Origin of the sequence: Helicobacter pylori (assembly GCF_021062735.1) — a bacterium.
In the GTDB taxonomy this organism is placed as follows: Bacteria; Campylobacterota; Campylobacteria; order Campylobacterales; family Helicobacteraceae; genus Helicobacter; species Helicobacter pylori_DN.
In genome coordinates this window covers 1-26,116 of sequence record NZ_JAHXLB010000015.1, presented here as the reverse complement: position 1 = coordinate 26,116, position 26,116 = coordinate 1, and the positions used below count along the sequence as shown (strand labels likewise).

Below are 26,116 nucleotides of genomic sequence, written 5' to 3'. Positions count from 1 at the left end.
ATGATTAAACACTATCTTTTCATGGCGGTTTCGCAAGTCTTTTTCTCTTTCTTTTTAGTGCTGTTTTTTATCTCTTCTATCGTGCTATTAATCAGTATTGCAAGCGTAACGCTCGTGATTAAAGTGAGCTTTTTGGATCTGGTGCAACTCTTTTTGTATTCCTTGCCTGGAACCATTTTTTTTATTTTGCCGATCACTTTTTTTGCAGCTTGCGCTTTAGGGCTTTCAAGGCTTAGCTATGACCATGAATTGTTAGTGTTTTTCTCTTTAGGGGTTTCGCCTAAAAAAATGACTAAAGCGTTTGTGCCTTTAAGTTTGTTAGTGAGCGCGATTTTATTGGTGTTTTCGCTTATTCTAATCCCCACTTCTAAGAGCGCTTATTACGGGTTTTTGCGTCAAAAAAAAGACAAGATTGATATTAATATCAGAGCGGGTGAATTCGGGCAAAAATTAGGCGATTGGCTCGTGTATGTGGATAAAGCTGAAAACAATTCCTATGATAATTTAGTGCTTTTTTCCAATAAAAGCCTCTCTCAAGAAAGCTTTATTCTGGCTCAAAAAGGCAATATCAACAACCAAAACGGCGTGTTTGAATTGAATTTATACAGCGGGCATGCGTATTTCACTCAAGGCGATAAAATGCGTAAAGTTGATTTTGAAGAATTGCATTTGCGCAACAAGCTCAAGTCTTTCAATTCTAATGATGCGGCTTATTTGCAAGGCACGGATTATTTAGGTTATTGGAAAAAAGCCTTTGGTAAAAACGCTAATAAAAATCAAAAACGCCGTTTTTCTCAAGCGATTTTAGTTTCATTGTTCCCTTTAGCGAGCGTGTTTTTAATCCCCTTATTTGGCATCGCCAACCCGCGATTCAAAACGAATTGGAGTTATTTTTATGTCCTTGGAGCGGTTGGGGTTTATTTTTTAATGGTGCATGTGATTTCTACGGATTTGTTTTTGATGACCTTTTTCTTCCCCTTTATTTGGGCGTTTATCTCTTATTTGTTGTTTAGAAAATTCATTCTAAAGCGTTATTGAATGCGTTGTTTTAAGGCTACTATCGCTTATGATGGGGCGTATTTTTTAGGCTATGCCAAACAGCCTAACAAACTCGGCGTTCAAGATAAGATAGAGAGCGCTTTAAATGCGCTAGGGATTAAAAGCGTTGTGGTTGCAGCTGGGCGCACGGATAAGGGCGTGCATGCGAACAATCAAGTGCTGTCTTTTTACGCTCAAAAACACTGGAATGCCGCTAAATTATTTTATTATCTAGCCCCTAAACTCGCCCCGCATATTGTCTTAAAAAAGCTAGAAGAAAAAAACTTCCATGCGCGTTTTGACGCTCAAAAAAGAGCGTATCGTTACCTTTTGACGAAGAATTTAAAAACGCCTTTTTTAGCGCCTTATATCGCTTGTGGGGATTATGGCTCACTAGATGCATTAAACACCGCTTTAAAGCAATTCACAGGCAAGCATGATTTTTCCATGTTTAAAAAAGAAGGCGGGGCGACAACCAACCCTAAACGCACCATTTTTAACGCTTTTGCTTATAAAACCTTTATCATAGGGCATGAGTGCGTGGTGTTTAAAATCATTGGCGATGCGTTTTTGCGCTCTAGCGTGCGTTTGATCATTCAAGCGTGCGTTCAATACTCCTTAGAAAAAATCACGTTCGCTGAAATTCAAGCGCAAATCCACAACATCAAAGCCACTATAAGAACGCCCATAATGGCTAATGGCTTGTATTTGCACAGGGTGTATTATTGAAATCTCAAAAGGTGTTCTTCCCAATCTAGAGCGCTTTTAATAATGGTGTCTAGGTTGTTATAAAGGGGTTTGAAAGGGGTGTTTTGTAAGATTTTAGCGTTATTGGCAATAAGGCTTGCTGGATCGCCCTGTCGTTTGTCTAAAATTTCCACTAAAAAATCGTTGTTTGAGATTTCTTTAACCTTTTCTATCACTTCTTTCACGCTATGACCTTGATTGTAGCCGACATTATAAATCTCGCTCTTATTTTTTTCTAAAAGGGTTTGATAGCTCGCTAAATGCGCGTTAGCCAAATCATCTACATGGATATAATCCCTAATGCAAGTGCCATCTCTTGTGGGGTAGTTAGTGCCAAAAATCCCCATTTTTTTCCTTTTCCCCACCGCGCATTCGCATGCGATTTTAATCAAATGCGTAGCGTTGAGCGTGCGCTGGCCTAGCGTGTAAGGGGTGGCATAATCATTGCGCATGCATGCCCCAGCCACATTGAAATAGCGCAAAATAACGCATTTAAAATCCGTTATTTTAGAAGTGTCCAACAAAATCCTTTCGCTCATCATTTTAGACGCTCCATAAGGATTAATGGGGTTTAAGGGGCTTTCTTCATTCAAGCTAAAATCAGATTCGCCATAAACCACGGCCGTGGAAGAAAAAATAAAACGCTTGATCGCATGTTTTAAGCAAAGTTTGACAAGCTCTAAAGTGTTGAGCGTGTTGTTGGTGTAGTATTCTAAAGGCAAGCGCGTGGATTCTTCTACGGAGATTTTAGCCCCAAAGTGCAAAATAGCTTCAATGGGGTCTTTTAGCTGTTGCTTATTCAAAAATGCGTCCAATTTTTGCGTTTCATTCAAATTCGCTTGAATAAAAGTAACCCTATTAGGGTAGTAATGCTCTAACGCTTTGATATGCTCTAAAAAACCGGTGCTTAAGTCATCTACAATAATGATATTTTCTTTGGTTTTTTCTAAAAACGCCCTTGCGGTATGCGAGCCTATATAACCGCACGCTCCTGTGAGTAATAATGCCATAAAAACCCCTTTTGAAATGAAAAAATAACGAGTATTATAACATCTTAATCCCATTTATTATTTAAGGATTTTTTAAGAAAGTTTAACCTATAATTTCATCTTTATTGACTTTAAGGGCTTATAGCTCAGGTGGTTAGAGCACACCCCTGATAAGGGTGAGGTCGGAGGTTCAACTCCTCCTAAGCCCACCATTTTTTTACCATCTTTGGGGAATTAGCTCAGCTGGGAGAGCGCCTGCTTTGCACGCAGGAGGTCAGCGGTTCGATCCCGCTATTCTCCACCATTGTTTTCTCCTTAAATTTTTTCTTAATTTTTTTCTTTTTGTCAGTTATTTGGTTGAGAAATCCTAAACGATTGGATCGTCCTTGTTTAACGCCACAAGTTTTTTAACTTAAAACTCCTTGATAAAAGATTGAATTAAATTGAGATTTTTGGTTATAAAAATTCTTATTACCGCTCGTTAAGGCTTTATAAAAAATGTTAGAAACCCTTACAAAACAAGCTAATATATTCTATTCAATTTGCTCCAAGGACAAACAAACATGAAAAAATTTCTTTATACCCTACTTGTGCTTCTTTTAATCGGCCTTTTAACAACCTATCTCATCCTTTTCACAGAATGGGGGAATAAGATCATCGCTTCGTATATAGAGAAAAAAATCAACCCAAACGAACGCTACTTGAGCGTTAAAACCTTTAAATTGAGATTCAACTCTTTAGACTTTGAAGCTCAAGCCAACGATGACTCCACGCTCATTCTTAAGGGGGATTTCTCGCTTTTAAAGCAAAGCGTAAATTTGAATTACCACATAGACATTAAAAATTTATACTCTTTCAAAGAATGGATACTCTACCCCTTAAGAGGGGCTATTGTTACTTCTGGGAACATTAAAGGGCATAGAAAAGCCCTTGTGGTTCAAGGCGTCTCTAATGTCGCTCAATCCCACACTGCCTACAACGCCCTTTTAGATGATTTCAAGCTTTCTCACTTAAGCTTGAATGCAAAAGACGCCAATTTAGAAGATTTGCTTTATTTAATCAATCGCCCCGCTTATGCGAACGCAAAAGTGTCCTTACAAGCGGATTTTAACTCTCTAAAGCCTTTAGAGGGGCATTTGATCCTAACAGCTAATAACGCTTTAATCAATAACGCCCTAATCAATCAAATGTTTCATTTAAACCTTAAAGACACGCTTGTTTTCAATCTCTCGCACTCAAGCGACTTTAAAGAGAACAAAGCCATCAGCGATACCACCCTAACTAGCCCTTTAGTTAATTTCACAGCCCTAAAAAGCGAATACCTTTTCTCTGCTTTAAAACTCAACGCCCCCTACACTTTAGAAATACCCAATCTAGCCAAACTCCAAAATATTACCAACCACCCCTTAAAAGGGAGCTTGACTTTAAAAGGCGATATAGAGCAAAGCCCCAAACTCTTAAAAATCAGCGGCCATTCAAATTTGCTAGACGGCGCACTGGATTTCACGCTTTTAAATAAAGATTTGAAAGCCCGTTTTTCCAATATTTCCACTTTAAAAGCCTTAGATTTATTCCATTACCCCAAGTTTTTCCAATCCATTGCAGACGCTAACTTGGATTATGACCTTAGCGCTAAGCAAGGCGTATTGAAAGCCCGCCTAAAAAACGCAAGATTCCTCAAAAATGCATTCAGCGATTTCCTCTACTCCATTTCTAAATTTGATATTACTAAAGAAATTTATAACGATGCCAATCTAGTAAGCCAAATCAACCAGCAACGCCTGCTCTCCAATCTCAACATGAAAAGCCCCAAAACCCAATTGAAAATCCATAACGGCTTATTGGATTTAAACACCAAGCAAATGGACATGCTCATGGATGCAGAAATTTTAAAATTCGTTTTTAAAATGAAACTTCAAGGTAACATGCACCAGCCAAAATTTTCCCTCATTTTAAACGAAAAAGCCATCCAACAAAACCTGCAACAAGGCTTGAAAGAAATCCTTAAAAACGACACCCTTAAAAAAGGTTTAAATCATTTGCTTAAAGATGATAAGCTCAAAGAAAAGCTTGAAAAAGGGCTTAAGGGGCTTTTTTAAAATTTTAAAGGATAGAAATGGCGCACATTTTAGTTAGCGGGGCGACTTCAGGGTTTGGGTTAGAAATCGCTAAGGCGTTTTTACAAAAAAACCATGTGGTTTTTGGCACAGGGAGGCGAAAAGAGAATTTACAAAAATTGCAACTCGCTTACCCCAAGCATTTCATTCCCCTGTGTTTTGATCTTCAAAACAAGCTTGAAACTAAGCGAGCGCTAGAGACTATTTTTTCCATGACGGATCGCATTGACGCTTTAATCAATAACGCCGGCTTAGCGCTAGGCTTGAACAAGGCTTATGAATGCGAGTTAGACGATTGGGAAATCATGATAGATACGAATATCAAGGGGTTGTTGCATCTCACTCGTTTGATCTTGCCCTCTATGATAGAGCATAACCATGGGACTATCATCAATCTTGGATCTATTGCTGGCACTTACCCCTATCCTGGTGGGAATGTCTATGGAGCGAGCAAGGCGTTTGTGAAGCAATTTTCTTTAAATTTGCGAGCGGATTTGGCTGGCACTAACATTAGAGTGAGTAATGTTGAACCCGGTTTGTGCGGCGAAACCGAATTCAGCATGGTGCGTTTTAAGGGCGATAAAATCAAAGCCCAATCCGTCTATGAAAACACCCTTTACCTCAAGCCACAAGATATTGCTAACATCGTGCTATGGATTTATGAACAACCCTTGCATGTCAATATCAACCGCATAGAAATCATGCCCACAAGCCAAACTTTCGCTCCCCTACCCACCCATAAAACCCTTAAGGGGTTTTAAATAAATTTAACTTCAACAACCCTTTAATTTATCTCCAAAAAAAAGGGATTTTGGTTATTTTATTTTAAACTCACTATTTTAATGGGATAGGAAGTATTTTGAAATAATCCTCACCTAAAATCCGCCTAACCCCTAAAAGACCGCCTTTTAAAGCCGTTTGATCAAGCCCTATTCAAACTAAACTTTGATTTTGAGCTGCTTGAGGATATCGCACGCCCCTTTAGCACCCAATTTACAGCCTTTTTTAAAGTTTTCTATGGCTTGCTTTTCATTCCTTGTTACGCCTTCGCCATTGTATTGCATAGCCCCCAAATTGAAACACCCTCCGCCGTTTTGCATCTCGCATGCTTTAGAATAACGAGCGAGAGCCTCTTTAAAATTCTTTACCACGCCATCGCCATGATGATACATATTCCCTGCGTTAAAACACCCCGGGCTGTCTTTTAAGTCGCAAGCTTTGTCATACGAAGCAAGCGCTTTTTTCAAGTCTTTAGGCGTGCCTCTGCCTGCATCATACAAGCTCCCTAATATCGTGCAACCATCGCCATCGTTTAAATCGCATGCTTTAGCGAAATACTCCACCGCTTTTTTAAAATCCCTAGTTACCACTTTACCATCATGATAGATCCCCCCTAAGCTCGCACACCCTTCAGCGTATTTCAAATCGCACGCTTTAGAATAATATTGTAGGGCTTTATTGGTTTTTTGGGACACGCCTTGCCCGCTGTAATATAAATTCCCTAGCAAATGACACCCATTGCTGTAATTCAAATCGCACGCTTTAGCGTAAAAGGAGGCGGCTTTTTTCAAATTCTTTTCTACCCCTTGCCCTTGATAATAAAGCACCCCTAAATTGAAACACCCGCTATTTTCTTTCAAATCGCACGCTTTTTCAAAATATTTCTTCGCTTGAGTGAAATCTTGCTCTTTGTAGCTCTTTGCACCCAAACCCACAAGCTCTTTAGGGTCTTGCTCTGCCATTAGCCCCCCTAAACACAACGCACCCAAGCACAAAACCCTAAAAAGGGATTTTTTGACATTTTCTAACATGATGTATCTCCTTATTAAAAATTTTATTATAGTGTTATTAAGCAAATACAAAATGCCATGATCTCTTTGTTATCTTAAGCTAACGCTCGCTTACAAATTTCTGTGATTTTATCCCACTCTTTGTTTTGAATCAAATTTTTAGGGGTAAGCCAGCTCCCCCCCACGCACAAAACATTTTCTAAATTTAAATAAGAACGCATGTTATCTGCACTAATCCCCCCAGTGGGGCAAAATTTCACCCCTTTAAAAGGGCCGTTAAAAGCGTTTAAAAGCTTAACGCCCCCGCAATACTCTGCCGGGAAAAATTTCAAAGCGTTATAGCCCAATTCTAAGGCTTGCATGACTTCACTACTGCTAGAAACCCCAGGTATTAGGGGCATGTCTTTTTTCTTTGCGTGTTCTAAAAGCTTTATCGTAAGGCCCGGGCTAATCAAAAACTCTGCCCCTCTATTTTGCGCTTGCTCTAATTGAGTAAGATTTAAGATCGTGCCAGCACCCACACGCATTTTTGGCACATTCTTAGCGATAAGCTCTATGGCCTCTAAAGCGCAACTGGAGCGCAAAGTAACTTCTATGATTGGAATACCCCCCTCTATCAGGCTTTGCGCTAAAGGCACAGCGTCTTTTATATCCTCAATTACCACCACAGGGACAATGGGGCTGATTTGTAAAACCTCTATTATTTTATCTTGCATTTTATCTCCTTTATATTTTTATACCTTTATACCAAAACTCATGCCACCCTCTTCAGCGGTATTAACATTCAATCTCAAGCTTGTAAATAATTCCCTGCCCAGCCCAAAAGTAGGCTTTTCTAAATTTTTTAAGGTTTCTAAAAACAAGGGGTTGATACCTCTATTTTCAAAATCCTTTTCAAGCACATTCAAAGCGTTATTAGGAGCGTCTAATTCTATCCAATCGCCATCTTTAATCTTAATGATCGCCCCGTTTAACGCTCCCTCAGGGCTTAAATGGATCGCGCTAGGCACTTTCCCGCTCGCCCCGCTCATGCGCCCATCCGTAACCAGTGCGACCTTGTAACCCATATCCTGTAAAGCCCCTAAATTCGTGGTGAGTTTGTGCAATTCTGGCATGCCGTTAGACTTAGGTCCTTGGAAAGGCAAGACCGCCACAAAGTCCCTTTCTAATTCTTTATTTTTAAAGCGTTCTAAAAATTCGCTTTGGGTTTTAAAAACAATCGCTCTAGCCTTAACTTTCCTATGCTCATCTTTAATGGCTGAGATTTTAATCACGGCCCGCCCCAAATTACCCTTTAAGATTTTAAGCCCCCCATTAGCGGCAAAAGGCTCGCTAACAGGGCGTAAAATGTCCGTATTCAAGCTATGATTAACAGCGTCTTTATACACCAAGTGGTCGTTTTCTAAAAAGGGGGTTTTGGTGTAATTTTGCATGCCTTTTTGCGTTTCTGTATCCATAATGGTATGAGCGTCTTCAAATAAAAGCCCCTCTTTTAGCAATTCTTTAATCACAAACGCTAAGCCCCCACACGCTTCAAAAGCGTTCACATCCGCTGATCCGTTAGGATAGACTTTAGCTAAAAGGGGTATGAGGTTAGAAACAGCGTCAAAATCGTCCCAATTGAGAATCACCCCACACGATCTAGCGATAGCGATCAAATGCAAAGTGTGGTTAGTAGAACCTCCGGTTGCCATTAAGCCTATGAGAGCGTTAAGAACGCTTTTTTCATCAATGAGTTTGGCTAAAGGCAGAACTTTCCCGCTCGCTAATCTTTTCGCGCTCTCTTCTACTAAAACCTTCCGTAAGGGGTTATTAGGGTTGATAAAGCTAGAATTAGCCACATGCAACCCCATAAACTCCATCATCATTTGGTTAGAATTAGCCGTGCCATAAAAAGTGCAAGTGCCCACATCATGATAGCTTTGCATTTCCACTTTTAAAAGCTCTTCTCTGTTGATCTTTCCCATTGCAAAATCTTGGCGTGCTTTGGCTTTTTTATAATTTTCTATCCCGCTCACCATAGGCCCGCTTGGCACAAACACGCTCGCTAAATTCCCAAAGCTTAACGCTCCTATGAGCAAGCCTGGCACGATTTTATCGCACACGCCCAAAAAAAACGCCCCGTCAAAAACATTATGGCTTAACCCTACGGCGGTGCTTAAGGCGATCACATCTCTACTGAACAAGCTCAATTCCATTCCATCATAACCCTGCGTGATACCATCACACATCGCTGGCACCCCACTAGCGACGCTCGCATAAGCGTTATGCTCTTGCAACTCTTTTTTAATCCAGTCAGGGTAATTTTTAAAAGGTTGGTGGGCTGAAAGCATGTCGTTATAAGCGGTGATAATCGCAAAATGCTTTCTTTTATGCGAACCTAAAGGCATCTTTAAATGCTCTGGCATGCTCGCTGTAACATGTGCAATATTCGCGCAACCCAAGCTCTCAATCTTGGGCTGGTTTTTAGGGTTAAAGATATTTTCTAAATAAAGCTCTCTGGTTTTTTTGCTACGCTCTGTAATTTTTTCTTTGATTTGTTCTAAAGAATGCTTAGGCATGAACACCCCTTCAATTAAGATTTAATATATAATAATAACTTAAAAACACTCTAAAAGGGTTATTGATGTTGGATTTTGATTTGGTTCTTTTTGGTGCGACTGGGGATTTAGCCATGCGAAAGCTCTTTGTTTCGCTCTATGAAATTTATACTCATTATGGTTTTAAAAAAGATTCTAAAATTATCGCATCGGGGCGCAAGGAACTATCCAATGAAGAATTTTTAGCGCTCCTTTGTGAAAAAACGCAGTTGCATTCAAGACAAAAGGGTGAGGAATTTTTAGCCCATATCAGTTATTTGCACATCCGTTTGGATAACCCTAAAGACTTTGAAGAATTGAGTAAAATCGCTACAAAAAATAAACCCTTGATTTTCTACTTTTCTATCTCGCCTAGTTTTTTTGCAACGACCGCCCAACATTTAGCCCAAAACGCGCTCAATCACACTAACACTCGCTTGATTTTAGAAAAGCCTTTAGGGCATGATTTAAAGACTTGTAAAGAGATTTTCCAAAGCATTAGCGCTTTTTTTAAAGAAGAACAAATCTTTAGAATCGATCATTATTTAGGGAAAAAGGGCGTTCAAAATATCCTTGAATTGCGCTTAAATAACCCTATCTTAAACATTTTATGGGATCAAATCAGTGCGGTTGAAATCTGCGTATATGAGACTTTAGGGGTGGAAGAAAGGGGCGAATTTTACGATAAAATCGGGGCTTTAAGGGATATGGTTCAAAACCATCTCTTGCAAGTTTTATCCCTTATCGCTACAGACTTACCCAACGACTTAAAGGATTTGAGGAAAGAAAAAATCAAAGTTTTAAAAACCTTACAACCCCCTAAAGATTTTAAAAAACAGGTTATTCGGGCCCAGTATCAAGGCTATAGAGATGAAAATAAGGTCCATAAAGAGAGCCAAACAGAGACTTTTATCGCTATTAAAGCCTTTTTGGATACGCCTAAATTTAAAGGCGTGCCTTTCTACCTTAAGCACGCTAAAAAAATGCCCCGCAACCAAGCGAGCGTGAAAATCCATTTTAACGCAATCAATACGCTAGAATTTTTTCTCTCTCAAGATAAAATCACCCTCACCCTACAAGATCATCAAAACCCCCTTATTTTAGAAACCCATAACAAACAAGAATTTTTACAGCCCTACGCTAAATTGCTCTATGATGCGATACAAAATAACCACAATAATTTCGCCCACCAGTTGGAATTAGAAGCGTCATGGGTTTTTATTGACACGCTCATAGAGGGTTTTATGAATAATGCCACGCCCTTATATTCCTATGAAAGCCACAATTTAAACGAATTAGAATTTTTAAAACCACTCTATCAATAAAAGGGATTTCATGGGTTATCAATTGTTTGAATTTGAAAATTTGAAAGATTGCCACAAGGCTTTAATAGAGCGTTTTAAAGAATTTTTTAACACCGCCTTAAAAAAGCACCATCAAGTTTCTATCGCTTTTTCTGGGGGCCGTTCGCCCATTAGTTTGTTGCAAAAATTGAGCGTTTTAGATCTCAAATGGCATGAGTGTTTAATCAGTTTGGTAGATGAACGCATTATAGACACAAGCCATGATGATAGCAACACTAAATTATTGCACGACTACTTGTTGCAAAATAACGCCTTAAAAGCTTCTTTCATCCCGCTTTTGCCTGAAAAGATTTCTAGCGATACAAACGCGCTTTTTCATTTTGCTAACCAGCATTTCAAACAGCCCCATTTAGCCATTTTGGGCATGGGGACTGATGGGCATACGGCTAGCCTCTTTCCCGAAACGAGCGCTTTTTTAAACGAAGAAAAAGAAAATATCGTCTTGACTAAGCCAATTAACGCTCCTTATGAACGCCTGAGCATGTCTGTTAACGCCTTAGAAAATTGCGAAAAACTTTTCTTAAGCATTAGTGGGGTAGAAAAAAGGGGGGTTTTAGAAAAAGCTTTAAAAGAAAACGCTCCCTATTCTCTGCCGATCGCTCGGATTTTACATTCTCAAAAAGTTACCACGGAGGTGTTTTATGCCAAAAACTGAAACTTACCCAAGACTATTAGCCGATATTGGCGGCACGAACGCACGCTTTGGCTTGGAAGTCGCCCCACGACAGATTGAATGCATTGAAGTCTTGCCATGCAAAGATTTTGAAAGCTTGAGCGATGCGGTGCGATTTTATCTTTCTAAATGCAAAGAAAGCCTTAAACTGCACCCTACTTATGGCTCTTTTGCGGTGGCTACGCCCATTATGGGGGATTTTGTCCAAATGACTAACAACCACTGGACTTTTTCTATTGAAACGACACGGCAATGTTTGAATTTAAAAAAATTGCTTGTCATCAATGATTTTGTCGCGCAAGCCTATGCCATTAGCGCGATGCAAGAAAACGATCTGGCTCAAATAGGCGGGATTAAATGTGAGATCAACGCTCCTAAAGCGATTTTAGGGCCAGGAACTGGGCTTGGGGTAAGCACTCTTATCCAAAATGGCGATGGCTCTTTAAAAGTCTTGCCCGGTGAAGGGGGGCATGTGAGCTTTGCCCCTTTTGATGATTTAGAAATTTTAGTGTGGCAATACGCCCGCTCTAAATTCAATCATGTGAGTGCGGAAAGGTTTTTGAGCGGAAGCGGTTTGGTGTTGATTTATGAAGCCCTGTCTAAACGCAAAGGCTTAGAAAAAGTGGCGAAGTTAAGCAAGGCTGAATTAACCCCACAAATCATTAGCGAACGCGCTTTGAATGGGGATTACCCTATATGCCGATTGACTTTGGACACTTTTTGCTCCATGCTAGGCACGCTCGCTGCTGATGTGGCTCTCACTTTGGGGGCTAGAGGGGGCGTGTATTTGTGTGGGGGGATTATCCCACGATTCATTGATTATTTTAAAACTTCGCCCTTTAGAGCGCGTTTTGAAACGAAAGGGCGCATGGGAGCGTTTCTCGCTTCTATCCCTGTGCATGTCGTGCTGAAAAAAACTCCGGGACTTGATGGGGCGGGCATTGCGTTAGAGAATTATTTACTGCATGATAAGATATAGCAGCGTTAAGATAGAAGCGGGCTTATACAAGGGGTGTGTTTGAGTGCGCCAAACAACGATACCATATAACCAACAGCTATAAAATTAGTTAAACCTATAAAAACATAAGCAAACCATAAAAACGATACAATAGCGGTATTTTAATAAAACAAGGAGTTTTAATGAGAGTTCCATCTAAAGGTTTTGCTATTTTTTCTAAAGACGGGCATTTCAAACCCCATGATTTTAGCCGCCATGCTGTAGGCCCTAAAGACGTGTTGATTGACATTCTTTATGCAGGGATTTGCCATAGCGATATTCATAGCGCTTATAGCGAATGGAAAGAAGGCATTTACCCTATGGTTCCTGGGCATGAAATTGCTGGGGTCATCAAAGAAGCGGGTAAGGAAGTTAAGAAATTTAAGGTTGGCGATGTGGTGGGCGTGGGCTGTTTTGTCAATTCATGCAAGGCGTGTAAGCCCTGTAAAGAACACCAAGAGCAATTTTGTGCCAAAGTGGTATTTACTTATGATTGTTTGGATTCTTTCCATGGCAACGAACCCCACATGGGCGGATACTCTAATAATATTGTCGTGGATGAAAACTATGTGATTAGCGTAGATAAAAACGCTCCTTTAGAAAAAGTAGCCCCCTTGCTTTGCGCAGGCATCACCACTTATTCGCCCTTAAAATTTTCTAAGGTTACTAAAGGCACAAAAGTGGGCGTCGCTGGGTTTGGTGGGCTAGGAAGCATGGCGGTCAAATACGCTGTGGCTATGGGGGCTGAAGTGAGCGTTTTTGCAAGAAACGAACACAAAAAGCAGGACGCTTTAAGCATGGGGGTCAAACATTTCTACACAGACCCCAAACAATGCAAAGAAGAATTGGATTTTATCATTTCAACCATTCCTACCCATTACGATTTAAAAGACTATCTCAAGCTCTTAACTTATAGTGGCGAATTAGCCCTTGTAGGGCTCCCTCCTGTAGAAGTTGCTCCAGCACTCAATGTTTTTGAATTTATCCATTTGGGCAATCGCAAGGTTTATGGCTCATTGATTGGGGGCATTAAAGAAACCCAAGAGATGATGGATTTTTCTATCAAACACAATATTTACCCTGAAGTGGATTTGATTTTAGGCAAGGATATTGACACCGCTTATCATAACCTAACCCATGGGAAAGCGAAATTCCGCTATGTGATTGACATGAAAAAATCGTTTGATTAAAAGTTTTGGCTCTAGCTCTTTTTTAAGAGCTTGAGTTGGATTAGGATTTTTTTCACCAGTGCATGGAGTTTTAAAATTTTAAGGGTTTTACTAATAAAACTCTTGAGCGGTATTGAAATGCAATATTTGAATAGTCTTCGCCTTGCGTTTTGGGGAATCTCATGAATGTGTAAAAAATAATGTTTTAAAAATGTCTTAAAAGCGTCATGGGCAATCTGTTCTTCTGCTTTCCATAAAGGAAAGTAGTAATGATAAGCGGCAATGCTATGGTAGTGGTGCCATTTTTCTCCACCTATCTCCCCACCCCCTGTAATCAAATAAGACCAATCGCTCATAAATGGGGTTTTAGCCAAAGCGTTCAGCCATAAATCCGCTTTTAAACCAAAAGGATATGTCCAAGGCTTGATTTGAAAATAAGGATGAGAGTCATATTGTATAACGATAGGTTCTCTTAGGGCTTGTTTAATGGTGTTATGATAAATTGCATTGGCCACGCCCTTTAAATGTTCTTCAGAAAGACTATAATAGTGTGGGAAAATGCAATACTCTATTTTTAATGGTGCGATCTTTGAACGACAAAATTCTGTCAATTGCGGTTCTTTATCTATTTTTTGCGCGCGTATGATTTCCAATATTTTTTTACAAAATTGATTTTTTCGCTGGTAAGTTAAGTTGCAATAAAAAAAGCCTTCATACGGGTATATTTTGTCATAAACCCCATAAAAATAATTCTCATCATTTTCTTTAATGCTTAAGAAATCAGCGCTAAATTCATTGCAAAAGATAACATCCACATCGCTCCACACCATTTTAGAATATTTGGGGAATAAATCCGCCAAAAAATACTTCACTAACACCATTTTAGAAAAACGCTTGGTGAAATCCTCATCAAAAGGGTTAGGGATAGCGTCTAAAAAAGGTTCAATGTCTTTCACTTCTAAAGCAGCAAATTCTTTAAAAGGCTCTGTAATTTGGTGGAGCTTTGCTTTATCTTCTTCATCCAAACCTACCACTAAAGCGTATAGGGTGTAACGAATTTTTTTATTGGCTTTAGCGATGCTTTCTAGCAAGGAATAAATACACGCGCCCGCAGGAATGAGATAATTCTTATCAAAAGCAAAAGCGATAGGGATATGAAAATCTTGTTCTTTAAGAGAATGGCTTGAAGCTGAAGTCATAAAAATTAAACGCCCTTTTTAAAAGCTATTTTATCCAAAAAAAACCGAACTTGAAAGGGTTCTGTTTTTGGTTTTTATGCTGTTTTTAATGAAAATTAATTTAAAGAAAGGTTTTAACCCCTTTACTCTAGCCCTTTCTTAAAAGCTTGAGTTTGATTAGGATTTTTTTAACAATCCCATGAAGCCCTAAAACTCTAAGGATCTTACTAACCACCCTTTTAGCTAACGCTTTAGGCATCAAAAACACAAAATAAATAAGCTTATTGAAAAATTTTTTCACTAAATTACAAGTTAATTCAAAAACTCTTGAATGGATTTTCCTTTCTTTAAACACAACAAACAAATACGATTTGAAAAACAAATACGGAGCTTTAAAAACAATTTCTTTTGAAGACTTTACTGAAGAAAAATAATGCTGCTCAGCCATTTTTGTGGTATAAAAGCTCTCATTGGTGTGCATTTTCTTAGTGTAATCGCTCATAAATGGGGTTTTAGCCAAAGCGTTCAGCCACAAATCCGCTTTTAAACCAAAAGGATAGTCCCAAGGCTTCACCGCCCCCCACCAAGCGTCATAGTGGATAATGGTAGGGTTTTCTCGCGCCTCTAAAATGGTTTTCTTGTAATTCTCGTTTAAATACGCATTAGAAAAATCTTTAATGGTGTAATAATAAGGGAAAACGCAATATTCAATCCCTAAAGCTTTCATGTTAGGCCAACACCATTTCGTAAAATCCAACTCCCCTTTAGCCTCATTCCCCTTTAAAAGATCATGCATTCTTAAGGTGAAATTTTTCTTGCGCTGGTAATCTAAATGACAAAACAAAAACCCTTCCATCATGTGGTGCTTTTCAACTTCTAAAACCCCATAAAAATAATTCTCATCATCTTCTTTAATGTTTAAGAAATCAGCGCTAAATTCATTGCAAAAGATGACATCCACATCGCTCCACACCATTTTGGAATATTTGGGGAACAAATCCGCTAGAAAATACTTCACTAACACCATTTTAGAAAAACGCTTGGTGAAATCCTCATCAAAAGGGTTAGGGATGGTGTCTAAAAAAGGTTCAATGTCTTTCACTTCTAAAGCAGCAAATTCTTTAAAAGGCTCTGTAATTTGGTGGAGCTTTGCTTTATCTTCTTCATCCAAACCTACCACTAAAGCGTATAGGGTGTAACGAATTTTTTTATTGGCTTTAGCGATGCTTTCTAGCAAGGAATAAATACACGCGCCCGCAGGAATGAGATAATTCTTATCAAAAGCAAAAGCGATAGGGATATGAAAATCTTGTTCTTTAAGAGAATGGCTTGAAGCTGAAGTCATAAAAATTAAACGCCCTTTTTAAAAGCTATTTTATCCAAAAAAAACCGAACTTGAAAGGGTTTTGTTTTTGGTTTTTATGCTGTTTTTAATGAAAATTAATTTAAAATCGTGTCTTGTCTTTAAAGTGCTACTATTTTAAATGCTACAATTTTAAAAGATGATGAAAGGGGCTGTATTCTAATTTGATTTTCTTAAAAAAATCTCTTTGCGCGTTGTTATTTTCAGGTTTTTTAACACCACCCCTAATAAAAGCAGCTAGTTTTGTCTATGACTTGAAGTTTATGAGCTTTAATTTCAATTTAGTGGCCCCAGCCAACAACCCCTATTGGAATAGCCTAACCAAAATGCAAGGTCGTCTCATGCCTCAAATTGGCGTTCAATTAGACAAAAGACAGGCCTTGATGTTTGGAGCGTGGTTCATTCAAAATTTACACACGCATTATAGTTATTTCCCTTATTCATGGGGGGTTACGATGTATTACCAATACATAGGGAAAAATTTGAGGTTTTTTTTAGGCATTGTGCCACGAAGCTATCAAATAGGGCATTACCCTTTAAGCGCTTTTAAAAAACTTTTTTGGTTTATAGACCCTACTTTTAGGGGAGGAGCGTTTCAATTCAAACCAGCTTATGATCCTAATCGCTGGTGGAACGGGTGGTTTGAGGGCGTTGTTGATTGGTATGGGGGGCGTAATTGGAACAACCAGCCCAAAAAGAAAAATTACGATTTTGATCAATTCTTGTATTTTATTTCTTCAGAATTTCAGTTTCTTAAAGGGTATTTAGGTTTGGGGGGACAGCTTGTCATTTTTCATAACGCCAGCCATCATAGCATGGGAGATAATTACCCTTACGGCGGTAATTCCTACTTAAAACCAGGCGATGTAACCCCACAATGGCCTAATGGCTACCCCTATTTCAGTCAAAAAAATAACCCACAAGGCGGAGAAATAGGGAAATACTCTAACCCTACCATTTTAGACAGGGTTTATTACCATGCTTATTTAAAAGCGGATTTTAAAAATCTCATGCCTTATATGGATAATATTTTTATGACTTTTGGCACGCAGTCGTCTCAAACCCATTATTGCGTGCGTTACGCTAGCGAGTGTAGAAACGCTCAATTTTATAACAGCTTTGGGGGGGAATTTTACGCCCAAGCGCAATACAAAGGCTTTGGGATTTTTAACAGATACTATTTTTCCAACAAACCCCAAATGCACTTTTACGCCACTTATGGCCAATCCCTTTATACCGGATTGCCATGGTATAGAGCCCCTAATTTTGACATGATAGGGCTTTATTATGTTTATAAAAATAAATGGGTGAGCGTGCGAGCGGATGCGTTTTTTAACTTTTTAGGTGGGGGCGATGGGTATCATTTGTATGGGAAAGGGGGCAAGTGGATCACCACTTATCAGCAATTCTTAACCCTAACCATAGACACACGAGAGTTAATTGATTTTGTCAAATCTAAAACCTCTAAATAACTATATCTAAAAATTATAGATATAATTGAAATAAGCGACCGGTAAGCGATGCCATAAAGTAGTCGCACTCAAGCCATCAATAATTTCAGTTCTTTTGTTAGGAATGAAAGGGAATTTCAACCCGAAAGTGATTTCATTGTGTAAAAAGCCAAAACGAAAACCCACTTTCACAAGCAATTGGAAAAGCGAATTTTCTTTGCCTAAATTTTGAGCGATAATCCCATGCATAGCCCCTCCTGGCATGTAAGTCGCCCCAGCGATGCCTAAGCCAAACTCTAACCCTAAAAACATCTTTGGCGAATTGAAAGCGTCCCACAAACCGCTAAATTCCAAACCATAGGTAGAAATATAGGATTTGTGAGAAGAAAAAGTCTGATCATAAAACAACCCGTAACGGAAACCCACATGCTCTACAGCTTGCGTTTTAGCCACAAATTTCCCCCCTAACACCACACCAAAGCCATTGCCGGTCATGAAATACGATTTATCTACAGACTCGGTGCTAAAAGATGTGTTGATCGCGCTAAGCTGATACCCAACCCCTAAATAAAATGTATTCCTGTCCGCAAATTTAGGTTTTTTTGATTTTTCATCAAGCTCTGCCTCTGCGGCTTGAAGCGATGATAATAACGCCATGCCCATCAATATTTTAACCGTTGTTTTATTCATAACCCAATTCCTTTTGTTATCCTGCCCCACACTTGCCCTAATAGATTAAGATCAAATCACGCCCTAATAATAACAAAGTTTAAAATAAATATTAGTGGTTTTTATTAAGAACGCCTATCTTTTTAGAATAAATAGCCATAAAATAGCCATAATTCTTGTAAGTATGCCCCCATTTTCCTATAAAAATTCCTAAAAAGATATTGTTATAAGACACATTAATAGTTTTTCTTGTATAATATTTGGGCTAAATTCAATTTATTTTATACGATATTAAGGAGACATATTACCATGTTTCAAATTAGATGGCATGCGCGAGCTGGTCAAGGCGCTATCACCGGTGCTAAAGGATTGGCTGATGTGATTTCAAAAACAGGCAAAGAAGTGCAAGCGTTCGCTTCCTATGGTTCAGCTAAAAGGGGGGCTGCTATGATGGCTTATAACCGCGTTGATGATGAGCCTATTTTAAACCATGAGCGCTTCATGCAGCCTGATTATGTGCTGGTGATTGACCCTGGTTTGGTTTTCATTGAAAACATCTTCGCTAATGAAAAAGAAGACACGACCTATATCATCACCAGCTATCTTAACAAAGAAGAATTGTTTGAAAAAAAACCTGAATTAAAAACCCGTAAGGTGTTTTTAGTGGATTGTTTAAAAATCTCTATGGAAACCTTAAAACGCCCCATCCCTAACACGCCCATGCTAGGGGCGTTAATGAAAGTGTCTGGCATGCTTGAAATTGGGGCTTTTAAAGAAGCTTTTAAGAAAGTTTTAGGCAAAAAACTCACGCAAGAAGTCATTGACGCTAACATGCTCGCTATCCAAAGAGCTTATGAAGAAGTTCAATAACATTAAGGATTAAAGATGAAAGATTGGAATGAATTTGAAATGGGAGCGGTGCTCTTCCCTTTTGAAAAAAACGCGCAAAGCGAAATGGAAAAACACAACGATGAGCGCCATTACACCGAGCAAAGCTACTTCACCACTTCAGTGGCTCATTGGCGCGTGGCTAAGCCTGTGCATAACAATAATATTTGCATCAATTGCTTTAATTGTTGGGTTTATTGCCCAGACGCTGCCATTCTTTCAAGAGAGGGCAAGTTAAAAGGCGTGGATTATTCTCATTGTAAAGGCTGTGGCGTGTGCGTGGATGTCTGCCCCACTAACCCTAAATCCCTATGGATGTTTGAAGAGCAAATTGAGCCCGCTACCGCCCTCACTCAATGGCCGCAAAAACAAGAAAAGAAAAAATCATAAGGAAAAAATATGGCAAGAAGTATTGAATTACAAGAGATAGAAGTGTGGGATGGCAATACCGCTAGCTCTAATGCTTTAAGACAGGTTCAAATTGATGTCATTGCAGCCTATCCTATCACCCCATCAACGCCCATTGTGCAAAATTATGGCTCGTTTAAGGATAATGGCTATGTTGATGGCGAGTTTGTTTTAGTGGAATCTGAGCATGCCGCCATGAGCGCATGCGTGGGAGCTGCAGCTGCAGGTGGAAGGGTCAGCACTGCGACTAGCTCTCAAGGTTTGGCGTTAATGGTAGAGGTTTTATACCAGGCTTCTGGCATGCGTTTGCCTATCGTTTTGAATTTAGTCAATCGCGCTCTAGCAGCCCCTTTAAATATCCATGGCGATCATTCTGATATGTATTTGAGTAGGGATTCTGGCTGGATCAGTTTATGCACATGCAACCCTCAAGAAGCTTATGATTTCACTTTAATGGCGTTTAAAATCGCAGAGCATCAAAAGGTGCGTGTGCCTACTATTGTCAATCAAGATGGTTTTTTATGCTCGCACACCGTGCAAAATGTCCGCCCTTTGAGCGATGCAGTGGCTTACCAATTCGTAGGTGAATACCAAACCAAACATTCCCTTTTGGATTTTGATAAACCGGTAAGCTATGGTGCACAAGCTGAAGAAGAATGGCATTATGAGCATAAAGCCCAACTCCACCACGCGATCATGAGCGCGTCTTCTGTGATTGAAGAAGTGTTTAATGATTTCGCTAAACTCACAGGCAGACAATACCATTTGACTAAAACTTTCCAGCTAGAAGACGCTGAAATCGCTATCTTTGCGTTAGGCACTACTTATGAATCAGCGATCGTAGCGGCTAAAGAAATGCGTAAAAAAGGCATTAAGGCCGGCGTGGCTACCATCCACTCCTTACGCCCCTTCCCTTATGAAAGATTAGGGCAGGATTTGAAAAATCTTAAAGCTTTAGCGATTTTAGACAAAAGCTCTCCAGCGGGTGCTATGGGGGCGATGTTTAATGAGGTAACGAGCGCGGTGTATCAAACGCAAGGGACTAAACACCCCGTGGTGTCTAACTACATTTATGGTTTAGGTGAAAGGGATATGACAATCGCGCATTTATGCGAAATTTTTGAAGAAATCAATGAAGACGCTCTTAAAGGCACGCTCACGCACCCTACCCAACAATTCGTAGGCTTGCACGGCCCTAAAATGAGCTTTTTTTAAAAAGGAAATATCATGGTAAAAGAAGTCAAAACACTCAAAGGTTTTAGCCAAAGCGCTGAAAAATTTCAAGGCTCGCACTTGCTTTGTCCGGGCTGCGGGCATGGCATTATTGTGCGCGAAGTTTTAAACGCTGTAGATGGGCCTATTGTTTTAGGCAATTCTACCGGTTGTTTAGAGGTATGCTCGGCTGTGTATCCTCACACTTCATGGGATGTGCCTTGGATCCATATTGGTTTTGAAAACGGCTCTACGGCGATTTCAGGGGTGGAGGCGATGTATAAAGCGCTAGTGAATAAGGGCCGCTATCAAGGTCAAAAACCAAAATTTGTGGCGTTTGGGGGCGATGGGGCTAGTTATGATATTGGTCTTCAATTCATCAGCGGTTGCATGGAAAGAGGGCATGACATGACTTACATTTGCCTAGATAATGAAAACTACGCCAATACCGGCGGTCAAAGAAGCGGCTCTACGCCATTAGGGGCTAGCACTTCTACCACGCCAGCAGGATCGGTGAGCTTTGGTAAAAAAGAAAAGAAAAAAGACATCGTCAATATCATGGCAAGCCATGGAGTCCCTTATGTGGCGCAGCTCTCGCCTAACAAATGGAAAGACATGAACAAAAAGATTAAAACCGCGCTAGACACTGAAGGGCCTTGCTTCATCAACGCTCTTAGCCCATGCACGACTGAATGGAAATTTGAATCCAATAAAACCATTGAATTAGCGGATATGGCTGTGGATAGCTTGATGTTCCCTTTATTTGAAATCTTTAATGGCAGGGAATTGAAAATCACTTACCGCCCAAGAAATATCATTCCTGTAAGGGATTATTTAGGGGCTCAAAAACGCTTCAAACACCTTTTCAAAAAGGAAAACGAACACATTATTGAAGAATTGCAAAAAGATGTGAATGAGCGTTGGGAATACTTGCAACGCAGAGAAGAAGCTAAAGTATAACCCTTCCATTAAATCAAGGCGCTTTTTGGCGTCTTGTATGATTTTCCCCCTTGACTTTTTAAACCCCTTTAAAGTAACATAAATCCCATTTTGATTTTAAGGATTGTCGGTGTTAGAACGCTATGCGAATGAAGAAATGAAAGCCCTATGGAATGAGCAAACCAAGTTTGAAACCTATTTAGAAGTGGAAAAAGCTGTCGTTAAGGCGTGGAACAAGCTTGGGCGAATCCAAGATAGCGATTGTGAAAAAATCTGTGCTAAAGCGGCATTCAACCTTGAGCGCATCAAAGAAATTGAAAAAACCACCAAACATGATTTAATCGCTTTCACCACTTGCGTGGCTGAAAGCTTGGGCGAAGAATCCCGCTTCTTTCATTATGGGATCACTTCTAGCGATTGCATTGATACGGCTATGGCGTTATTGATGACAAAAAGCTTAAAACTCATTCAAAAAGGCGTTAAAAACCTCTATGAAACCCTTAAAAACAGGGCTTTAGAGCATAAAGACACGCTAATGGTAGGCAGAAGCCATGGGGTGTTTGGCGAACCCATTACTTTTGGCTTAGTGTTAGCCCTTTTTGCTGATGAAATCAAACGGCATTTAAAAGCCTTAGATTTAACAATGGAATTTATCAGCGTGGGAGCGATCAGTGGGGCTATGGGGAATTTCGCGCACGCCCCTTTAGAATTAGAAGAATTAGCGTGCGAGTTTTTAGGCTTAAAAACCGCCAATATCAGCAATCAAGTCATTCAAAGAGACCGCTACGCTAGGCTTGCATGCGATCTGGCTCTTTTAGCGAGCAGTTGTGAAAAAATCGCTATCAATATCCGCCATTTGCAACGCAGTGAAGTCTATGAAGTGGAAGAAGCTTTTTCAACAGGGCAAAAAGGGAGCTCTGCGATGCCTCACAAAAGAAACCCCATATTGAGCGAGAATATCACCGGGCTTTGCAGGGTGATTCGCTCTTTTACTACCCCCATGCTAGAAAATGTCGCCTTATGGCATGAAAGGGACATGAGCCATAGCTCTGTGGAGCGTTTTGCATTACCCGATCTGTTTATCACGAGCGATTTTATGCTCAGCCGCCTGAACAGCGTGATTGAAAATTTGGTGGTTTATCCTAAAAACATGCTTAAAAATTTAGCTTTGAGTGGGGGGCTAGTCTTTTCGCAACGGGTGTTATTGGAATTGCCTAAAAAAGGTTTGAGCAGAGAAGAAAGCTATTCTATCGTGCAAGAAAATGCGATGAAAATATGGGAGGTTTTGCAACAAGGCGCTTTTAAAAACGCTGATGAAAATTTGTTTTTAAACGCCCTACTCAACGATGAACGCTTGAAAAAATATTTGAGCGATGATGAAATCAAAGCATGTTTTGATTACGGGTATTACACTAAAAATGTGGGGGCGATTTTTAAAAGGGTGTTTGAATAAGGCGCGTTTTTACAAAAACAAAACTATAAAATAAGCGGTAAAAAATTGAAGTTTTAATAAGGGGTTTTTTGAAACGAGCGTTATGTTTAATTTTAGGGCTTTCTTGCACACTTAATGCAGAGGGTTTTAAAGATGTTTTGACTAAAGGGGATTACACTTTTTTTAATAAAAAGGTGGTTTCGCCCATCAAACGCTATGCGGATAGATCGGCGTTTTATTTGGGGCTTGGGTATCAGTTGGGGAGCATTCAGCACAACTACAGCAACTTGAATTTATCCCAACAATTCAATAAAAGCCAGATTATTTTTAGCGATGGCTTAAGCCCTGTTTTTAAAAATTCGTATGTGTCTAATGGTTTTGGCGTTCAGGTAGGCTATAAATGGGTGGGTAAGCATGAAGAAACGAAGTGGTTTGGCTTCAGGTGGGGGCTATTTTATGATTTGAGCGCCTCTCTTTATGGCGCTCAAGAATCGCAGTCTGTCATCATTTCCACTTACGGCACTTATATGGATTTATTGTTTAACGCTTATAATGGGGATAAGTTTTTTGCCGGGTTCAATCTAGGGATTGCTTTTGCTGGAGTGTATGGCAGATTGAGCGATGCGTTATTGTATCAAGCGCTTCTTTTAGACACTTTTGGCGGGAAAGTGGATCCAAATGGTTTCCAATTTTTGGTAAATTTAGGGGTTCGTTTAGGGAATAAGCGCAACCAATTTGGCTTTGGGATTAAAATCCCCACTTATTATTTTAACCATTATTATTCCATGAATAACATTAGCAATAATAGTGGAGATGTCCTCAAGGTTTTACGATTTTTAGAATACGGGATCAACAGCTTGTTATACCAAGTTGATTTCAGGCGCAATTACTCGGTTTATTTCAACTACACTTATAGTTTTTAAAGCGTTCTTAATTGAGCGATTTCGTCTCTCAAGCGCATCGCTTCTTCAAAATCCAAATTTTTCGCGCATTCTCGCATTTTTTTATCCAATTCTTTAATGATTTTTTCCCTTTCACTTTTAGGCATTTTGTCCTTTTTTAAGGCTTTAGCGATTCTAATCTCATCGTCTCTTAATTTCAATTCCTCTTCTAAAGCACGAGTAACGGTTTTAGGGGTGATATTATGGATTTTATTGAACTCTTCTTGCTTAGCGCGCCTGTAACTAGTGATCTCAAAGGCTTTTTGCATGCTTTGAGTGATCTTTTTAGCGTATAATAAAACCTTGCCATTAGCGTTTCTAGCGGCTCGCCCCATGGTTTGAATGAGGCTTGTTTCGCTCCTTAAAAACCCTTCTTTATCCGCATCCATGATCGCTACTAAAGAGACTTCAGGCAAATCCAGCCCTTCTCTTAAAAGATTGATCCCTATTAAAATGTCAAATTCTTTAAGCCTTAAAGAGCGGATGATGTGATTTCTTTCAATCGCATCAATTTCACTATGCATGTAACGCACCTTCAAACCCCATTCAGCATAATATTTGCACAATTCTTCTGCCATTTTTTTAGTGAGCGTGGTGATGAGTACCCTTTCATCTCTGGCCACCACTAACTTGATTTCATCAAATAAATCCTGGACTTGCTTATCGCTGTCTCGCACTTCAAATTTAGGGTCTAAAAGCCCTGTAGGGCGAATGATTTGCTCAGCGACATTCTTTTTGGAAAGCTCTAATTCGAGCTTATTGGGCGTAGCGGACACAAAAAGGAATTGGCAATTTTTATGGATAAATTCATCAAATTTTAAAGGGCGGTTGTCTAAAGCGCTAGGCAATCTAAAACCATATTCCACTAAAACGCTTTTCCTACTCATATCCCCTGCATACATCCCCCCAAATTGCGGCAAACTCACATGGCTTTCATCCACAATGACTAAAAACTCCCGCTCAAATATCCCTAAATAATCAAACAAGCAAAAAGGCGTTTCGTTAGGGGCTTTACCGGTGAAATGGCGCGCGTAATTTTCAATGCCCTTACACACACCGGTCGCGCTAATCATTTCTAAATCATGCTCGGTGCGTTGTTTGAGGCGGTTGTATTCAAGCATTTTATCCTGCTCTTTAAAAAATTTCAATCTTAAAGCGAGCTCATCTTCAATGCTTTTAATGGCTATATTTAATCTCTCACTCCCTACGGCAAACTGACTGGCTGCATAAAGCATGACAGAATCCAAGCGCTTGATTTCATTTTTTTCTAAAGCGTCAAAGACAGCAATCCTTTCTATCTCATCGCCAAAAAATTCAATCCTAATAAATTCAGCGTCATTATAAGCGGGGAAAATATCCACGCATTCTCCGGTCGCCCTGAAACTCCCCCTATCAAACACCACTTCATTACGGCTATAACCCATTTCCACTAGCTTTAATAAAAAGCTCTTGTAAGCGCGCTTCTCGCCCACTTTGATTTTTTCCATGACTTTTAGATATTCTTCAGGGTTACCCAAGCCATAATTAGCCGAAACGCTCGCTATCACGATAACATCATCATAACCTAAAAGTGAGGTGGTCGCGCTCAATCTCAAACGCTCCAAATCATCGTTAATAGAGCTGTCTTTTTCAATGAATAAATCCCTTCTAGGGATATAGCTTTCAGGCTGGTAGTAATCAAAGTGGGAGATAAAATACTCCACCCTATTATGCGGGAAAAACGCCTTAAATTCGCTATAAAGCTGTGCACATAAGGTCTTATTATGGCTCATGATCAAAGCGGGTTTATTGGTTTGAGCGATGATATTGGCCATCGTATAAGTCTTACCGCTTCCTGTAACCCCCACTAGAGTTTGATAATGGTTGTTATTTTTCAAGCTTTTTGTTAAAGCTTCTATGGCTTGGGGCTGATCGCCTGCTGGTGGATAAGGGCTTTTTAAATCAAATAAAGGCATCTTTAAAACTCGCATTTTTTAGGGGTATTATAGTAGGTTTTTAACACGCCTTATTCAATCTCAAAAAAATCAATGTTTTGATAATGATCGTTTTTTCGCTTCGGTGATCTCGCTTGTGGCTTGGTTTTTTTCTTGCGTGATATTGTTTAAAACTTCTTGCTTATTGGTGTTAATTTGATTTGTAGCGCTAACTTTTGCTTCGGTAATGTTAGTTATC

General features: G+C 39.6%; 23 protein-coding genes and 2 tRNA genes. 17 read left to right on the top strand and 8 right to left on the bottom strand.

Annotated features, from left to right (window positions below; genetic code table 11):
- Complete coding sequence (locus KX581_RS06840; protein ID WP_000589913.1) at nt 1-1,038, top strand: LptF/LptG family permease; 1,038 nt, start codon at nt 1-3, stop codon at nt 1,036-1,038.
- Nucleotides 1,039-1,767 carry a tRNA pseudouridine(38-40) synthase TruA gene (gene truA / locus KX581_RS06835; RefSeq protein ID WP_231175936.1) on the top strand — a complete coding sequence of 243 codons (729 nt, stop codon included), beginning with the start codon at nt 1,039-1,041 and terminating at the stop codon, nt 1,765-1,767.
- Here the strand turns inward: truA and galE are convergent.
- Nucleotides 1,761-2,795 (bottom strand): UDP-glucose 4-epimerase GalE, encoded by a 1,035-nt coding sequence (gene galE, locus KX581_RS06830; RefSeq protein ID WP_120872886.1) that lies wholly within the window; start codon nt 2,793-2,795, stop codon nt 1,761-1,763. The genes truA and galE overlap by 7 nt on opposite strands.
- Before the next feature lie 114 nt (nt 2,796-2,909).
- Between galE and KX581_RS06825 the strand changes: the two genes are divergently transcribed.
- The 4 genes from KX581_RS06825 (at nt 2,910) to KX581_RS06810 (ending at nt 5,652) form a co-directional block, all read left to right on the top strand.
- A tRNA-Ile gene (locus tag KX581_RS06825) sits at nt 2,910-2,986 on the top strand.
- Nucleotides 2,987-3,002: 16 nt separating this feature from the next.
- Nucleotides 3,003-3,078: transfer RNA gene (locus tag KX581_RS06820), tRNA-Ala, on the top strand.
- Nucleotides 3,079-3,337: 259 nt separating this feature from the next.
- Nucleotides 3,338-4,873 (top strand): hypothetical protein, encoded by a 1,536-nt coding sequence (locus KX581_RS06815; RefSeq protein ID WP_231175935.1) that lies wholly within the window; start codon nt 3,338-3,340, stop codon nt 4,871-4,873.
- A 17-nt stretch (nt 4,874-4,890) separates the two neighbouring features.
- Nucleotides 4,891-5,652: an SDR family oxidoreductase gene (locus KX581_RS06810; RefSeq protein WP_231175934.1), complete on the top strand. Its 762-nt coding sequence runs from the start codon at nt 4,891-4,893 to the stop codon at nt 5,650-5,652.
- A gap of 177 nt (nt 5,653-5,829) precedes the next feature.
- Here the strand turns inward: KX581_RS06810 and hcpC are convergent, their stop codons facing one another.
- From hcpC to edd, 3 genes are all read right to left on the bottom strand, one after another.
- Nucleotides 5,830-6,702, bottom strand: coding sequence for an SEL1-like repeat protein (hcpC, locus tag KX581_RS06805; RefSeq protein ID WP_231175933.1), 873 nt, complete (start codon nt 6,700-6,702; stop codon nt 5,830-5,832).
- 74 nt (nt 6,703-6,776) lie between these two features.
- Entirely contained in the window at nt 6,777-7,397 is a 621-nt protein-coding gene (locus tag KX581_RS06800; protein ID WP_231175932.1) for a bifunctional 4-hydroxy-2-oxoglutarate aldolase/2-dehydro-3-deoxy-phosphogluconate aldolase, read from the bottom strand.
- Nucleotides 7,398-7,415: 18 nt separating this feature from the next.
- On the bottom strand, nt 7,416-9,242 hold the full coding sequence (gene edd, locus KX581_RS06795; RefSeq protein WP_231175931.1) for a phosphogluconate dehydratase: 1,827 nt from the start codon (nt 9,240-9,242) through the stop codon (nt 7,416-7,418).
- A gap of 65 nt (nt 9,243-9,307) precedes the next feature.
- On the opposite strand from edd, the gene KX581_RS06790 reads away from it, so the two are divergent.
- The 4 genes from KX581_RS06790 (at nt 9,308) to KX581_RS06775 (ending at nt 13,484) form a co-directional block, all read left to right on the top strand.
- The gene (locus KX581_RS06790; RefSeq protein ID WP_231175930.1) at nt 9,308-10,585 is read left to right on the top strand and encodes a glucose-6-phosphate dehydrogenase; all 1,278 of its coding nucleotides are present in this window, start codon (nt 9,308-9,310) and stop codon (nt 10,583-10,585) included.
- Nucleotides 10,586-10,595: 10 nt separating this feature from the next.
- The gene (gene pgl / locus KX581_RS06785; RefSeq protein ID WP_231175929.1) at nt 10,596-11,279 is read left to right on the top strand and encodes a 6-phosphogluconolactonase; all 684 of its coding nucleotides are present in this window, start codon (nt 10,596-10,598) and stop codon (nt 11,277-11,279) included.
- Entirely contained in the window at nt 11,266-12,276 is a 1,011-nt protein-coding gene (locus tag KX581_RS06780; protein WP_231175928.1) for a glucokinase, read from the top strand. Before pgl ends, KX581_RS06780 begins: the two co-directional genes overlap by 14 nt.
- A gap of 161 nt (nt 12,277-12,437) precedes the next feature.
- Nucleotides 12,438-13,484 (top strand): NAD(P)-dependent alcohol dehydrogenase, encoded by a 1,047-nt coding sequence (locus tag KX581_RS06775; RefSeq protein ID WP_231175927.1) that lies wholly within the window; start codon nt 12,438-12,440, stop codon nt 13,482-13,484.
- An 11-nt stretch (nt 13,485-13,495) separates the two neighbouring features.
- Here KX581_RS06775 and KX581_RS06770 read toward each other — a convergent pair whose 3' ends face one another.
- Both KX581_RS06770 and KX581_RS06765 read right to left on the bottom strand, forming a co-directional pair.
- Entirely contained in the window at nt 13,496-14,662 is a 1,167-nt protein-coding gene (locus KX581_RS06770; protein ID WP_231175926.1) for a glycosyltransferase family 8 protein, read from the bottom strand.
- A 127-nt stretch (nt 14,663-14,789) separates the two neighbouring features.
- Nucleotides 14,790-15,986, bottom strand: coding sequence for a glycosyltransferase family 8 protein (locus tag KX581_RS06765; RefSeq protein ID WP_231175925.1), 1,197 nt, complete (start codon nt 15,984-15,986; stop codon nt 14,790-14,792).
- A gap of 182 nt (nt 15,987-16,168) precedes the next feature.
- On the opposite strand from KX581_RS06765, the gene KX581_RS06760 reads away from it, so the two are divergent.
- Nucleotides 16,169-17,476: a hypothetical protein gene (locus tag KX581_RS06760; protein WP_231175924.1), complete on the top strand. Its 1,308-nt coding sequence runs from the start codon at nt 16,169-16,171 to the stop codon at nt 17,474-17,476.
- Nucleotides 17,477-17,482: 6 nt separating this feature from the next.
- On the opposite strand, the gene KX581_RS06755 is transcribed toward KX581_RS06760, so the two are convergent.
- Nucleotides 17,483-18,145 carry an outer membrane protein gene (locus tag KX581_RS06755; RefSeq protein WP_021174749.1) on the bottom strand — a complete coding sequence of 221 codons (663 nt, stop codon included), beginning with the start codon at nt 18,143-18,145 and terminating at the stop codon, nt 17,483-17,485.
- A 288-nt stretch (nt 18,146-18,433) separates the two neighbouring features.
- Between KX581_RS06755 and KX581_RS06750 the strand changes: the two genes are divergently transcribed.
- From KX581_RS06750 to KX581_RS06725, 6 genes are all read left to right on the top strand, one after another.
- Complete coding sequence (locus KX581_RS06750) at nt 18,434-18,994, top strand: pyruvate flavodoxin oxidoreductase subunit gamma (RefSeq protein WP_000486467.1); 561 nt, start codon at nt 18,434-18,436, stop codon at nt 18,992-18,994.
- A gap of 15 nt (nt 18,995-19,009) precedes the next feature.
- Nucleotides 19,010-19,402, top strand: coding sequence for a 4Fe-4S dicluster-binding protein (locus KX581_RS06745; RefSeq protein WP_000656174.1), 393 nt, complete (start codon nt 19,010-19,012; stop codon nt 19,400-19,402).
- A gap of 9 nt (nt 19,403-19,411) precedes the next feature.
- A complete protein-coding gene (locus KX581_RS06740; protein ID WP_033757014.1) occupies nt 19,412-20,635 on the top strand; it encodes a 2-oxoacid:ferredoxin oxidoreductase subunit alpha in 1,224 nt (407 codons plus the stop codon).
- A 12-nt stretch (nt 20,636-20,647) separates the two neighbouring features.
- Entirely contained in the window at nt 20,648-21,592 is a 945-nt protein-coding gene (locus KX581_RS06735; protein WP_000238160.1) for a thiamine pyrophosphate-dependent enzyme, read from the top strand.
- Between the two features lie 109 nt (nt 21,593-21,701).
- On the top strand, nt 21,702-23,024 hold the full coding sequence (gene purB, locus KX581_RS06730) for an adenylosuccinate lyase (protein WP_120872915.1): 1,323 nt from the start codon (nt 21,702-21,704) through the stop codon (nt 23,022-23,024).
- 68 nt (nt 23,025-23,092) lie between these two features.
- Complete coding sequence (locus tag KX581_RS06725; RefSeq protein WP_231175923.1) at nt 23,093-23,926, top strand: outer membrane protein; 834 nt, start codon at nt 23,093-23,095, stop codon at nt 23,924-23,926.
- On the opposite strand, the gene uvrB is transcribed toward KX581_RS06725, so the two are convergent.
- Nucleotides 23,923-25,899 (bottom strand): excinuclease ABC subunit UvrB, encoded by a 1,977-nt coding sequence (gene uvrB, locus KX581_RS06720; protein WP_231175922.1) that lies wholly within the window; start codon nt 25,897-25,899, stop codon nt 23,923-23,925. The two genes, KX581_RS06725 and uvrB, sit on opposite strands and share 4 nt — an antisense overlap.
- Between the last annotated feature and the right edge of the window lie 217 nt (nt 25,900-26,116).

Coding starts and splice junctions, on each gene's coding strand:
- KX581_RS06840 (WP_000589913.1), top strand. CDS start 1: ATGATTAAACACTATCTTTTCATGGCGGTTTCGCAAGTCTTTTTCTCT.
- truA (WP_231175936.1), top strand. CDS start 1,039: ATGCGTTGTTTTAAGGCTACTATCGCTTATGATGGGGCGTATTTTTTA.
- galE (WP_120872886.1), bottom strand. CDS start 2,795: ATGGCATTATTACTCACAGGAGCGTGCGGTTATATAGGCTCGCATACC.
- KX581_RS06815 (WP_231175935.1), top strand. CDS start 3,338: ATGAAAAAATTTCTTTATACCCTACTTGTGCTTCTTTTAATCGGCCTT.
- KX581_RS06810 (WP_231175934.1), top strand. CDS start 4,891: ATGGCGCACATTTTAGTTAGCGGGGCGACTTCAGGGTTTGGGTTAGAA.
- hcpC (WP_231175933.1), bottom strand. CDS start 6,702: ATGTTAGAAAATGTCAAAAAATCCCTTTTTAGGGTTTTGTGCTTGGGT.
- KX581_RS06800 (WP_231175932.1), bottom strand. CDS start 7,397: ATGCAAGATAAAATAATAGAGGTTTTACAAATCAGCCCCATTGTCCCT.
- edd (WP_231175931.1), bottom strand. CDS start 9,242: ATGCCTAAGCATTCTTTAGAACAAATCAAAGAAAAAATTACAGAGCGT.
- KX581_RS06790 (WP_231175930.1), top strand. CDS start 9,308: ATGTTGGATTTTGATTTGGTTCTTTTTGGTGCGACTGGGGATTTAGCC.
- pgl (WP_231175929.1), top strand. CDS start 10,596: ATGGGTTATCAATTGTTTGAATTTGAAAATTTGAAAGATTGCCACAAG.
- KX581_RS06780 (WP_231175928.1), top strand. CDS start 11,266: ATGCCAAAAACTGAAACTTACCCAAGACTATTAGCCGATATTGGCGGC.
- KX581_RS06775 (WP_231175927.1), top strand. CDS start 12,438: ATGAGAGTTCCATCTAAAGGTTTTGCTATTTTTTCTAAAGACGGGCAT.
- KX581_RS06770 (WP_231175926.1), bottom strand. CDS start 14,662: ATGACTTCAGCTTCAAGCCATTCTCTTAAAGAACAAGATTTTCATATC.
- KX581_RS06765 (WP_231175925.1), bottom strand. CDS start 15,986: ATGACTTCAGCTTCAAGCCATTCTCTTAAAGAACAAGATTTTCATATC.
- KX581_RS06755 (WP_021174749.1), bottom strand. CDS start 18,145: ATGAATAAAACAACGGTTAAAATATTGATGGGCATGGCGTTATTATCA.
- KX581_RS06750 (WP_000486467.1), top strand. CDS start 18,434: ATGTTTCAAATTAGATGGCATGCGCGAGCTGGTCAAGGCGCTATCACC.
- KX581_RS06745 (WP_000656174.1), top strand. CDS start 19,010: ATGAAAGATTGGAATGAATTTGAAATGGGAGCGGTGCTCTTCCCTTTT.
- KX581_RS06740 (WP_033757014.1), top strand. CDS start 19,412: ATGGCAAGAAGTATTGAATTACAAGAGATAGAAGTGTGGGATGGCAAT.
- KX581_RS06735 (WP_000238160.1), top strand. CDS start 20,648: ATGGTAAAAGAAGTCAAAACACTCAAAGGTTTTAGCCAAAGCGCTGAA.
- uvrB (WP_231175922.1), bottom strand. CDS start 25,899: ATGCCTTTATTTGATTTAAAAAGCCCTTATCCACCAGCAGGCGATCAG.